The 12,147-nt window shown below is 55.0% G+C and carries 14 protein-coding genes; 1 reads left to right on the top strand and 13 read right to left on the bottom strand.

Annotation, left to right across the window (positions count from 1 at the left end; translation table 11 throughout):
• From ACFE72_RS23450 to ACFE72_RS23390, 13 genes are all read right to left on the bottom strand, one after another.
• Positions 1-2,376 (bottom strand): hypothetical protein (locus ACFE72_RS23450; protein WP_375415523.1); only part of this gene is annotated, 2,376 nt, incomplete at its 3' end.
• Between the two features lie 10 nt (positions 2,377-2,386).
• On the bottom strand, positions 2,387-3,199 hold the full coding sequence (locus ACFE72_RS23445; RefSeq protein WP_375415522.1) for a hypothetical protein: 813 nt from the start codon (positions 3,197-3,199) through the stop codon (positions 2,387-2,389).
• A 98-nt stretch (positions 3,200-3,297) separates the two neighbouring features.
• Positions 3,298-4,623, bottom strand: a complete 1,326-nt coding sequence (locus ACFE72_RS23440; RefSeq protein ID WP_375415521.1) for a hypothetical protein — start codon at positions 4,621-4,623, stop codon at positions 3,298-3,300.
• Positions 4,624-5,341: 718 nt separating this feature from the next.
• Positions 5,342-5,641, bottom strand: a complete 300-nt coding sequence (locus ACFE72_RS23435; protein ID WP_375415520.1) for a hypothetical protein — start codon at positions 5,639-5,641, stop codon at positions 5,342-5,344.
• A 16-nt stretch (positions 5,642-5,657) separates the two neighbouring features.
• Positions 5,658-6,803 carry a WD40 repeat domain-containing protein gene (locus tag ACFE72_RS23430; protein ID WP_375415519.1) on the bottom strand — a complete coding sequence of 382 codons (1,146 nt, stop codon included), beginning with the start codon at positions 6,801-6,803 and terminating at the stop codon, positions 5,658-5,660.
• A 323-nt stretch (positions 6,804-7,126) separates the two neighbouring features.
• Complete coding sequence (locus tag ACFE72_RS23425; protein WP_375415518.1) at positions 7,127-7,636, bottom strand: hypothetical protein; 510 nt, start codon at positions 7,634-7,636, stop codon at positions 7,127-7,129.
• Positions 7,594-8,250 carry a hypothetical protein gene (locus ACFE72_RS23420; protein WP_375415517.1) on the bottom strand — a complete coding sequence of 219 codons (657 nt, stop codon included), beginning with the start codon at positions 8,248-8,250 and terminating at the stop codon, positions 7,594-7,596. Before ACFE72_RS23420 ends, ACFE72_RS23425 begins: the two co-directional genes overlap by 43 nt.
• Positions 8,211-8,606 carry a hypothetical protein gene (locus tag ACFE72_RS23415; RefSeq protein ID WP_375415516.1) on the bottom strand — a complete coding sequence of 132 codons (396 nt, stop codon included), beginning with the start codon at positions 8,604-8,606 and terminating at the stop codon, positions 8,211-8,213. The genes ACFE72_RS23420 and ACFE72_RS23415 overlap by 40 nt, the downstream gene beginning before the upstream one ends.
• Positions 8,607-8,653: 47 nt before the next feature.
• Entirely contained in the window at positions 8,654-9,163 is a 510-nt protein-coding gene (locus ACFE72_RS23410) for a hypothetical protein (protein ID WP_375415515.1), read from the bottom strand.
• 113 nt (positions 9,164-9,276) lie between these two features.
• On the bottom strand, positions 9,277-9,681 hold the full coding sequence (locus ACFE72_RS23405) for a hypothetical protein (protein ID WP_375415514.1): 405 nt from the start codon (positions 9,679-9,681) through the stop codon (positions 9,277-9,279).
• Positions 9,681-10,388 carry a hypothetical protein gene (locus tag ACFE72_RS23400; RefSeq protein ID WP_375415513.1) on the bottom strand — a complete coding sequence of 236 codons (708 nt, stop codon included), beginning with the start codon at positions 10,386-10,388 and terminating at the stop codon, positions 9,681-9,683. The genes ACFE72_RS23405 and ACFE72_RS23400 overlap by 1 nt, the downstream gene beginning before the upstream one ends.
• A gap of 306 nt (positions 10,389-10,694) precedes the next feature.
• The gene (locus ACFE72_RS23395; protein ID WP_375415512.1) at positions 10,695-11,375 is read right to left on the bottom strand and encodes a hypothetical protein; all 681 of its coding nucleotides are present in this window, start codon (positions 11,373-11,375) and stop codon (positions 10,695-10,697) included.
• Positions 11,375-11,722 carry a hypothetical protein gene (locus ACFE72_RS23390; protein ID WP_375415511.1) on the bottom strand — a complete coding sequence of 116 codons (348 nt, stop codon included), beginning with the start codon at positions 11,720-11,722 and terminating at the stop codon, positions 11,375-11,377. Before ACFE72_RS23390 ends, ACFE72_RS23395 begins: the two co-directional genes overlap by 1 nt.
• A gap of 210 nt (positions 11,723-11,932) precedes the next feature.
• Between ACFE72_RS23390 and ACFE72_RS23385 the strand changes: the two genes are divergently transcribed.
• Positions 11,933-12,147 (top strand): hypothetical protein (locus ACFE72_RS23385; protein ID WP_375415510.1); only part of this gene is annotated, 215 nt, incomplete at its 3' end.

The following is a 12,147-nucleotide window of genomic DNA, read 5'->3' as shown; positions in this document are numbered from 1 at the left end:
GAGCCCGGCCTTGCCCACCGAATCCAGATAGCCCACCAGCCCGCCGAGGAAGTCGCTCTTGCCGTACTGGTTGAGGTGCAGATCGTTCACTCTAGCAAAGGTTGCAATCCAGCCCGCAGTAAAGGCCGAATCCGGGTTCGCCGCCATCACCGCGTTGATGGCCTCGCGGTTGTCGAGATAGTTCTCGTAATCCTGCGCCACGCTGAGGTCGCCACTCAGGGTGGCCAGTTGCTCGGCGCCGGAGTTCTGTGACTGTCCGGGCATGCCGCCATTCGCGGGTTCGGCTTTCGAGATATTTGACGAGTTCTGGTGCGCGCGTTTGAACAGCAAGTCGCCGCCGATCACCTCGGTATGCTGCAGCACGTCGAGGGCCGCGGCATGCACGGCGTCGTCGGGGGTGAGGAAGTTGCGGTTGGTATGATCGGGCACCCAGCCGCTGACATAATAGAGCTGCGGATCGGTGACGTAGCCCACCATGGTCTGCTTGCTATGGTCGAGGGCCGCGCCCTTCACCGCCGTCAGATACGCGTTGATGATGGCTGCCGCGGCGGGGGCCATCCTGTCCGGCACCTGGTAGTCGCCGCCGTCGGACGCCGACACCAAGGAATGGGTGTAGCCGTAAAAATATCCGGCCTGGTCGAGCAGGTCGACCGCGGCGGGATGGGCGGGATGGCCGATGGCGTCGCCAACCAGGGTGCCGAGGATAGTGCCCACCAGCGAGCCGATCCCCGGCACGATGAAGTTGAGCACGGCGCCAAGCCCGGCGCTGATCGCCGCGCTGATGCCGATGGCGCTGCCGATCGCGCCGAACAACTGCCCCGCAACCGCGCCCTCATGGGTCTGCGCCGGCACCAGCTCATGGCCGAGGTAGGAGCCGAACAGGCTGGAGATGCCGTAGGCCGCATTGCTGGCAGCGGCGCCGAAGTCGAAGGTCGCGATCGCGGCATCGAACGAGGCGCCGCCGGCCATCCTGCCGGCGATCTGGCTCGCCACGCTGCCGGCAAAGCCGCCGGCCGCGGCGTTGAACAGCTGCGCGCCGAAGCCGTCCAGATGCAGCGCGGTGCCGAGCTCGGCGACCAGGAACGAGGCCACCGAGCTTGCGCCGGCTCCCGCGATGCCGACGTTGAAATTGGCGAACGCGCCGGAGAGATCGACCGTCGCGCCGTCGGTCGCAAGCGAGCCGGCAAACGCCTGCGCCAGCCGCTGGCCGGCAGCCCCGATCACCGTGCCGGCCGAAAGCTGCACGAACGGGTTGTTCGGCGCCAGCGCCCGCCCCAGCGCCGAGCCCAGCACCTGCCCCACCGCGGAGAAGTCGGCGGTGGCGGGCTGGCCGTCGATCCGCAGTTGCGCGGCAGTGACCTTGCCGGTGGCGTCTTCGGTGATGTCGAGTTCGTCGTAAGGACGAGTGTTGTTCAGGTCGAATTGCTTTATCTGCTGACCGCCGCCATCAAGAACTACGCGCTGCGATTGAAGACGTTGGTAGGCGTCGAATGTGGAGGTTTGCGATGACCAAGGTTGATTGTTGGTGATATCAAACGCCGTTATTGCCGTTTCACCTACATCATCAGTTTTTTGGATCGTAGCTTGAGCGTCTCCGATTGAGACATCAATTTTTTCACCAGTAGGTGCCTCAAAAAAGAAATTTACGGGAGTTACGGTGATTCCGCCGTCTCTTAGTGTCGGATCAACCAAATCGCCGCCATTCGCACCTGGAACAAGATCACTCGCTGCCGCGTGAATCGCTTTAAGCGCAGCGAGCATCGCGTTCTCGCTCGCGTTCAATGGCCCCGGAACGACTGCGTTGCCCGTTCCCGTTAAAACAGTCAAAGTGACGGTTTCGAGAAAATGACCTGCAGCCTCAGCAACCAAAATATTAGACAATAAAGGTGAAGCTGGTCCAATACGAGCCGGATCGAGGTTTAGACCGATACCCCCAAACGAAGTGTACCAGTTTTCACCGTTGGTGTAACCATTTTGCGCTAAAACAGCAATTGACAAATCAATCGCTGCGGTAGCTGGCGCACCGTTGCTATTTGTGGCGTTGTAATAATTACTTTCTATCGCAGTTGTCTTGAGCAGATCAATAGTGCCGTCTGAATTTAGATTTTGTTGCTTGAGAAGGCTTACGTATCCCGCAGCGACGCTATTCCGAATTGCCGCGATTTGATTTTCCGAAACTCCGGATACCCAGTTTGAATTTGAGATCACCTGACCGTATGCAGATTGCGTATTTGTTAATCCCTGAAGTGCTGCGGCAGCGTATTGATCTCCAAACAAGGCTAAGGCAGCCCACGTCGCAGCCGGATTGTTTGGATTTGCTTGTTGTACAGCGATAACTTGCTGAAGCTGCGCCTGAGTCAATGTGGTCGAAGACATCAATCTCTCCTCAATAGGCGCAAGCTGATTTCTTGACCATCGCCGAGACAAACCGATCTGTTTTTACTTTGATATCCGTGGCAAGGTGTAAATAAGAGCCATCAACTCCGTTCACCGTAATGTAGATTGCGGGATTACAGTCCAAAGAAAAGTGCAGAATACAACTTATTTTTAAGTTATTCACATTGCAGATCGCCGTTAAATCGTAATAGCTGCTACCAGCTTTTCTTAGGTAAGTACGCTTTGTCTGAGCAGGTAATTGATACTTGTTGGTAAGTGGAAAGACTATCGCGTTCGTCACATGTTCAAACGCCTCATCAAATCCCTCCGAAGGTTCGATATCTCGTACTTCAACATTTGAAGGATATGGCGGCGTTTTCGACCATTTAAGTTCCGTACGCGCGATAAAGTCTCCCATATTGGGAGAAGTTGAGCTGATACTGTGCTTTCTATTCTGAACCGAGATCAAGATTTGACCATTGCAAATACCAACACATTTAAGACCAAAGCTAGCGTTGATAGAATCCTGGGGACTGGTAAAGCTCGGATAGTATGTCAGGATATTCACACCCCAATTTCTCGATCCTTCCTTGCTGCTCCCATAGAGAAACTGCTCTGGAAGACTTAAGACAATTGGCTGCATCTCAGGCGGCGGTGCGTCAAGCGTGTAGGTCCCATATTGTTCATAGATTTCAATAACTCTCGACACGGATGCTCTTGCTACACCATCAACCGATGCAGAACTTACGATCAAGGTACCGATGACCGCGATTGCAGCGATCATTCGCATGAATTTCCCTGCTGATGGCCAATCTTGTCCCATCCGCTTTCCTTGCGTGTCTTTCGTCAAAACTAAGCACATCGTCTTCGGTGCATCAACTGCGAAGGTGTTCAAAAGAGTCGAACACGCTGTAGATGTTCTTACGCGAACAATACTGTTCTGCAACTATTGCGAGAACCAGCCATACTCACATTCGCCGCCATCACCGCGTTGATAGCTTCGCGGTTGTTGAGGTAGCGCGTGTAGTCCTCGGCGACCTGAAGGTCTCCGGCCAGCACCGAGCTGTCGGCATAGGCCGAGTTCTGGTGCGCCCGCTTGAGCAGCAGGTCGCCGCCGATCACCTCGGTGTTGTGCAGCACCTCGAGCGCGGCGGCGAACACCGCCTCCGAAGCGGTGGCATAATGCGTCACGCCGGGCAGCCAGCCGGAGAAATAGGGACGCGACGGATCGTCGGTCTGGTAGCCGATCATGATCTGCTTGCCGTGGTCCAGCGCGGCGCCGTGCGCGGCTTCGAGATAGGCATTCACCACGCCGGCGGTGGCGTCCGCCATTGCCTTGGAGGTCTCGGTCTGGCCGCCTTCGACCGCGGCATAGAGATGGTCGGTGTAGAGATAGGAAGTCCAGTCGACGATGTGGGTGGAGGCGGGATGCAGGGTGCCGCCGCCGAAGGCGTTGCCGAGCAAGGTACCGAGGATGGTGCCGATCAGCGAGCCGACCCCCGGGATCACGAAATCCAGCACCAGGCCAAGGCTCTGCCCGATCGCGAATGAGGCGCCGAGCACGCTGCCGACCGCGCCGAGCAACTGGCCGCCGATGGCGCCGGCCTGGTTCTCGGCATGCACGATCTGGCTGCCGAGGATCGATCCGACCGCGCCGCCGAGACTGGCAGAGGCGCCGCCCAGCGCCTCGGTCCAGTTGATGGCGTCGAGCGCCGACAAACCGCCCTTCTGCACCAGCTGCGTCGCGACCTGGCTGGCGAGGCCGCCGACGCCGGCGTTGAACAACTGCGCGCCGTAGCCGTCGAGGCCGAGCGCGGTGCCAAGCTCGGCGGTGATCAGCGAGGCAACCGAGCCCGCGCCTGCGCTCGCCAGATTGAGGCCGAAATTATTGAACACGCCGTCGAGCGAAATCTGCGCGGCGTTGTCCGACAGCGACGCCGACAGCACCTGCCCGAACCTGTGGCCGATCGCGCTCGCCACCGTTCCGGCCAGCGCGCCGGCCGCAACCTGCGCCAGCTGGTTGTCGGGCGCCAGCGCCCGCCCGATCGCCGAGCCGAACACCTGCGCCACCGAACCTACCGCAGCGACGGCGGGGTCGAGCACAATTTGGACGTCGGTGATCCTGCCGGTGGGGTCGGTGGAGACGTCGAGTTCGCTGTAGGGGTGGGTGTTGGAGGGGTCGAAGGATTGGAGGAGTGAGTTGCCGTCGTCAAAAACGTCGCGCTGCGTTTTGAGAGCGCCGTTCAAATCCTCTGTAAGAGTACGTGCATAAAAAAACTGGTTATTTGCCGCATCGAAGGACGTACGCTCAAGGTCGCCGTTGACCTTTTGAGATTCTGCAGAAGTGAGCTGTCCTTTCGCGTTGAAAAATCCGGTTTCCTTGATCCAGCTTTGAGCACCGGTCGCAAAAAGAGAGACGCTACCGTTTCCATCAGCAGCGACTGTCCTGTTTCCCATTAAACTTCCATCCACTGCGTAATATGTCGTAACTAAGGTTCCGTCCGCCAGAACGGCGGATTGAGTATTGCCTGGTCCACCAAAGTTTGGCTGTCCTCCGAATACTGTGTTCAGATCAATATTAAACGGGACATCGATATTTACGAATTGAGAACTTGCCAGATTGTCCGCGTACTTTCCCAAGTCATGATTCCAGAGGCCAACAACACCCACGGGATTTAGCCAAGCGAATGGATTCCCTAGATACACCGTAATTCCCACATGATCGGAAATCACGAAATCTCTAGGATCGGCAATCCCGTTAAATACCTGCGGTACCGTTGGGACCGGGTCTCCATAGTTAATGTAATTTGTGAAATTATCGTGCGCGTGACTATCAACATAATCGACGATTTGCGGGCCACCGAAACTGGCCCCTCCAATGCCGGTTTGAAGGGCAACAAATTGTGCGAACGCTCCTCCCAGCGAATGCCATCCGCAAAAATCTGGGCCTGCGGATAGTCCGCAATCACTGATCTAGCAAAGGTCTCGGCATCCCGATAAGCATCCGGAATCTTCCCAGCGCCAATCTGCTTGTTGGTTTCCCATTGGGCAGCGATAAACGCCGAATTTCCTGACTTCTCGTTAGTTCCTTGAAATCCGATAATGATTTCACAGTTGCGTTATTTTTGAACGCGGCTCCCATCATCCCGGTGTCGGTGGCGTACTCATACTTCAATAGTGACCAGCCGTTAGGCGAAACGGGAGTCGAATTATATGTTGTATAGGCTGCCTGAGCGACCAGCAGATAATCGGTTGGTGTGGGCATAGCTGCTCCGAATAAGTCAGTGATCAGATTTGAGGATGAGCACTGATGTTCCGTCACCGACGGCAAGCGTTCCATCCTGCGCGAAAGCGACTAGGCCGGCCGGCCCGACCCGACGGCTGAAGATTATCTTGCTCTGGGAGACATCATTTCCAAATTCCCAGACCTGATCAATGTTGGAAACACGTGCGACCGCCAGTCTGGTCCCATCCGGACTCCAGTCAACCATTCGAGCCGATGGATTGTTAGCGGGTGGAACGATTGCATCGTCATCAGATAGTTTAGCGACAAGCGATCCATCCGCAGCGCTCCAAATTCGAACCGCTCCGGTATCCTCGTCCGGACTCGGGAAGAATATCGGTGCGGTCGCAATCGAGCGGCCATCAGGACTGAATGCTATCGAGCCCATAACCGGCCCCGCGCGTATTCCGAACTGCTGATAAGTAAGTGCGGAAAATTTGATCGACTCGTCCTTAAGGTCGATCAATTGAAGGTGCCGACCGTTGGCAACGGCGATGGATCGTTCGTCCGGCGAAAACGCAAACGAAAACACCATCGTGCCGGATGGCGGCACCGGAGCGATCTTGATTGTCTTCATGATCGACCAGTTGCTGGTGTCATAGAGCACCAGCTTATTCGCGCTCGATGTAGTCATCGCGAGCAGCGCTCCGCTCGCGGACACATGAAACATGCTTGCCTGATTGGTCGGTTGACCTCCGGCTACGAGAGGTGGACCTTCGATTTTTTTTATGAGTGACCCGGTCGCCGGATCCCACAGATTCATGGCGTATATGTCCTCGTCCCGCCTCTTCGGACCTGCGGATGAGAGCAACAGTCCGTCCCGCGTCCACGAAATTGCGGTGCCGGCGTAAGCAGCGCTGTACTGCGACATCTCTTTCAACTTTTGTCCTGATTTGGCGTCCCAGATGGTAACGAGGCTGCCGAACGCACTCAGTGTTGCGAGTTTGGAACCGTCAAAGCTCCACGCAAGACCGTGGACATACTTTTGGTGCGGCAGCTGATACACAACTTTCATAGCGTTTCGTTTGTCGGTAACTTTATCGACCGCGTGCACTGAACTGGAAAATGCCAGCTGCACAACTGCAAGACACGCAGTTCCAAAAAATGGAAGGATTCTGAGCTCGCGCAGGAAAATAAAGTGCACGCCATTGACTCCAAATTCCGTCGATCTGCTTCGCGATAAGTCGCCGGCCAGCGCCACAGCGCGACGCCCAAGCGATCACCATTATAGCCCGTCCGTATTCCGTTTGCAGAAATCTCCGCGTCACCCCATTTTCGCCCCAGCCGATCTTTCAAAGGATCGGCATTCTTATTTGGAAATGCTTTACCAAATTTTTTGTCGTGAGCAACCTGTAATTGAGGTGCCTGCTCACAAAACTTTCGCGCGGATTACGCGCACTTAGTGAGAGTACAACTCTTACGCTAGCGCTTGGAAAACCCCGAAGCACCCGGTTTCCGTTCCGCGCTCTAAAAGGACGTTGCGGCGGCGATCGTCGGTTTGTACATCGTTGCCCCGCGATTACGAGCTTCACCGTGGTGCCGCTGGCGTCGCTGGCTCATTTGCGAGGCGAACACCGACAGCGCGCCGGGCACCTCGGTGCCATTCGGCACTTTGATCGCCACTGTGACGCCGGCGCCGCTTTGCGTCACCGCCACATTGGCGGCGTCGAAGCCGAGCCCGGCCTTGCCCACCGAATCCAGATAGCCCACCAGCCCGCCGAGGAAGTCGCTCTTGCCGTACTGGTTGAGGTGCAGATCGTTCACTCTAGCAAAGGTTGCAATCCAGCCCGCAGTAAAGGCCGAATCCGGGTTCGCCGCCATCACCGCGTTGATGGCTTCGCGGTTGTTGAGATAGTTCTCGTAATCCTGCGCCACGCTGAGGTCGCCGCTCAGGGTGGCCAGTTGCTCGGCGCCGGATTGCGACGACGGCGCGGTCAGGCCCGACCATTCCGCGCCGGGCGCCCGCGATGCCGACATTGATTGGCGAAAGCGCCGGAGAGATCGACCGTCGCGCCCTCGGTCGCAAGCGAGCCGGCAAACGCCTGCGACAGCCGTTGGCCGGCAGCCCCGATCACCGTGCCGGCCGAAAGCTGCACGAACTGGTTGTTCGGTGCCAGCGCCGAGCCCAGCACCTGCCCCACCGCGGAGAAGTCGGCGGTGGCGGGCTGGCCGTCGATCCGCAATTGCGCGGCGGTGACCTTGCCGGTGGCGTCTTCGGTGATGTCGAGTTCAGTGTAGGGGTGCGAATTCTGAGTGTCGTAATATTTTTTTAGCAGACCATTACTTCGCCAATTATCTTCCGTTGTTTCGTTTCCTAACGGATCACGAGTGACAATCTTGTCCACGATTCCATCGGCACGCTCGTGAAAAATAACCGTAAATCCGTCCTCGCTTCTTGAAATAACCGTTCTGCCGCCATCTGCATTTGGAATACGATCGGACACCGTTAGGCCAGTCAAATTGGAATAGTGATCAACTTGATTTGCAAAAGAATTTAAAACAAAGAGTCGCTCGATTGGACCCGGCGCCCATTGAGGCGCAGAATCCGAATTTAACGTGGAAGGGTCCCACGGAATATCTGTCCTGGCCATGATTGGTATCCAACTTTAAGTCCTTCTGGATATTCGATGCCATCCACGCCGTCTTTAACCAGTTTTCCTATTGACGTTTCTAGACTAATTCCCGATGTAATGCTTCTACCCACAGTAATTACTCGGTAGGCACCAGATGCCAAATCATAGACGGAAACGGCAAATCCGTAGGCCAGATTCATGCCGCCCTCAGGATCTACCAATCCCGCTCTACTGTCGGGTATGGAAGAGCGAAAGATAAACTCACCTTCAACCGAGCCGTCTCTCGAGACTTCTCTGGCTCTTTGATAATAGTAACCATCAAAGTTGTTCTGCACTGGGTTAGAAACCTGATACTGAATATCTCCAAACATCACCGACGTAGGCTCGCCATATCAGCTCCTCATTCCAAATTGGAACTTATTCATCTGAGCGAAACGTTTAAGATCGTCCACTCCGCGTTAGATGACGAAGCAAACGCCTTAATTCCCAAGGTATACTCATCGACCGCCGAGGTGATATTGTCGAACAGCCAGATATTTTTTGACAAGCATCGCTGACCGGTTAGACCATTTAGAGATTTCTCGCAGATACCAAAGGACATAAGGGTCACTGAGGGATGACCTCGATACCGAACTGCAAATGTTTTTTCGTGAATCACGGTCCACCGAATAAAGAATCGGCAAGTTGGATTGTTCGGCATCTGTCTCTTAAGATGAGCAGCAACAGCTTTGCGCATCGCGTCGTCATCGGAGTGATCTACGCGGTCAACATGCGCCCAGTTAGGATCGAGTGACAGGCAATCTACCTCCGCTAGATCAACTTTGGAGGAATGGGTGCTTACCGCAATAGCGAACACACGCTTTTGCGTCGGAATTAGTTTTTGAACAACTAAAGTATTCCAAAAGATATCGCTTTTCAGCTCCACACTCATTGAATGCTGTGTGTCAAATAACAGAAACACTGTGATGAATGTTAACCGTAGCGATATCATCAATTTCTGCTCATGTTAAAGCACAGCTAGAGCAGCGGATGATGCTAAACAAATCATTTAGCGTCACGCAAGCTAAAAGCCTGGTGGAACTTGAAGAGCATCTCTAGCGTGTCGTGCATAGCAAATTTGAAATTGGCGAACGCGCCGGAGAGATCGACCGTCGCGCCGTCGGTCGCAAGCGAGCCGGCAAACGCCTGCGCCAGCCGCTGGCCGGCAGCCCCGATCACCGTGCCGGCCGAAAGCTGCACGAACGGGTTGTTCGGCGCCAGCGCCCGCCCCAGCGCCGAGCCCAGCACCTGCCCCACCGCGGAGAAGTCGGCGCTGGCGGGCTGGCCGTCGATCCTGGGCTTGGCAGCGGTGATGTGGCCACTGGAGTCTTCGTCGATATCCAGTTCGTCGTAAGGATGAGTGTTGTTGGGGTCGAACTGCTTTATCTGCTCACCGCTGCCATCGAGCACTACGCGCTGCGATTGAAGACGTTGATAGGCGTCGAATGTGGAGGTTTCGGATGACCAAGACTCGGCCCCAGTGTCAAAACCGTATGCGTGGAAGTACCATTATCATTTATCGTGTCATTAAGTTTAACATGGCTGTTGTAGGTTGCGACGGTTTCGGTGTCCCAATAACCATCGCCGTTAGCGTCGATTTTAGTGGTGGCCTCGGAACGACCGGGGTTGAGGGCCGTGACTGTCGCTTCTTGCGTTGCTCCTGCCGGCGTAAGATACTTGACATCTTGGGTCTCGCTATTATCGGCCCCTCGTGCAGTCGTTATGATGATATCCGTATGGCCATCCCCATTGGTATCAATGTTCGTAGTCGTCTGACGTCCGTCAGGACTGATTGTAGAGCTTCCAGAATAGGGAATTCCCACCGCTCCCTGGCTGAATAAATTGGCTCCATTTTGGATATGCTGGGCATTACCCGGATTGTTCCCAAATTCCCAAAGATTGTCGATAAACTTCCACGCTCCATTTTGCTTTACGTTGTACATGCCTCCAAAGAACGTAGCTTCGAGAGTTGAAACACCGCCTGCAGCAGAAGCAATACCAAGATTAAAATTCGCCGCTGGTATAAAGGCCCGAACAACATCCGTTTTGTCAACAAGTGGTCGCTGAAGATCTGCCCAGCCACCTTGCTTGAACGCATTGTAGAGTTCTGGATACATTGTGGCCGTTATCGACGAGATTCCACTACCCAGGCCCAACGCGTTGTCAATGGAGTATGCCATATTAAGCTTGTCGGCAAAATAGGACGTCGTCGTATTAGGATTATAATCTCGAGGAATAATATACGGCTTTCCCTCGCTACTCGGGTCAATAACATAGTTGTATCCCGTGCTATCCCTCAACCATTTCGCCTCACGACGACGCCCTTTACCGATAAGACAGTAAACGTCTCATCTCCGAACTGACCAGCGGCTAGAACCGTTGTCATAGCTTTCTCCTAGGATTCATCAGCAACATTCAGCGTCTCAACATTCTTCAGATAAATAGTAGAAATGTTCCCCAAGCGGCTTAATGATCCTTTTGCATGCTGGGTACCGTTCGGGCAGCGTGGTGACCCACCGATCTGAAGAAGAGGGGTGTGCTCTCCGGTTGATCCATTGGAACGACCGCCGCTCCAGGGGGAGAGCAACCTCGTCAGATTCGTCATACACAATGCCCTCAATAATATATCCGCCGCCCCACAAGTGGGTATTTCGATTGCCCCAGTTAAAGACGCGATATTTAGGCGAAGGACCTGTCTCATTCTGTACGGCAGATTGGTAATCGGATTTATGGATTCGAAATTTCCAATAGTGCCTGTCAACCACTTCTCGGAATGAGAACGGCATACAAAGAAGAGCTAAAACGATTAGGCTTTCGATAAATCGTCTCTGAAAGAAACGAACAAAGGCGAGAATCACCACAACAAGGAGTGATCCGATAAAAAGCAAGAATGCTAACCAGAACTGACCGAAGTCGTATTCTGGATAAACGTATGCTGCAGCCGAAGTAAAATCGACGGCCAGCCTAGCGCCAACCAATAATGCCCCAAGGCCAAGAATCCGTATTGCTGATCTTCGTGAAATCAAACCGCTCGAACCTTCACTTATAAGTGTAACTGCAGCTCCGACAACCAACGCAGATGTTTTCGTAATTTGTGCAATCATCAGTAACCGCTTGACCGCTGCCTCATCTCCGCTTCCCTACCGAACGGCGCGACAATCTCGACAATTCGCACGTTGCTCACACTCTTCCATTCCACCGCGGTTAAGCACCTATCACCGCCGTCGATCCGTCTCGCCGCCAGATCATCCACCGGCGCCCGCCAGGCGATTTTCGCGAGCACCTGGGCCACCGTCTTCGGCGGTGGTGCGGCTTGCGGCTGTGGGTGGCCGGGCGCTGTGTAGCTGCCGTTCAGGGCGTGAGCGCCGCCAAGCTCAGCGAACGGCTCGCGCAGCGCCGCCTCGCGGAGCAACGGCGTATCAGATCGCTCCCAGGCTTCAGCCCTGTTCATAGGTTACCCTTTGGCACGTTATCAACGCGAGGCGCGCGGTAACACCGGTCGCGGGCGCCACGGTCAAACATGGCTTGTTCGTCAGCAAGAATCTTAGCACGCCCGTTCCCTGCCCGATCCGATCTTTCAAACGATCGACATTCTTGATTTTCGAAAAACGTCTTTACAGAGTTTTTTTGCGTGAGCAACCTGTAATTGAGGTTCCTGCTCATGAAACTTTTGCGCGGATTACGCGCACTTAATAAGAGTACAACTCATACGCTTGGCGTGGGGAAAACCTTGAAGGATGCGGCGTCCGCTGCGCGCTCTGCAACGCCTCCGCGACAACCCATCACGCTTAGCATCCTGCCGTCGCAACGCAATCAGGTCTGGATGGGAGGCGATGTATTCGAGGGGATCGAACGCCGCCACCGCGGCTGTGGCGA

Source organism: uncultured Bradyrhizobium sp. (genome assembly GCF_964252615.1).
Lineage (GTDB): Bacteria > Pseudomonadota > Alphaproteobacteria > Rhizobiales > Xanthobacteraceae > Bradyrhizobium.
The sequence above is the reverse complement of the archived record's forward strand: the minus strand, read 5'-3'. Positions and strand labels throughout refer to the sequence as shown.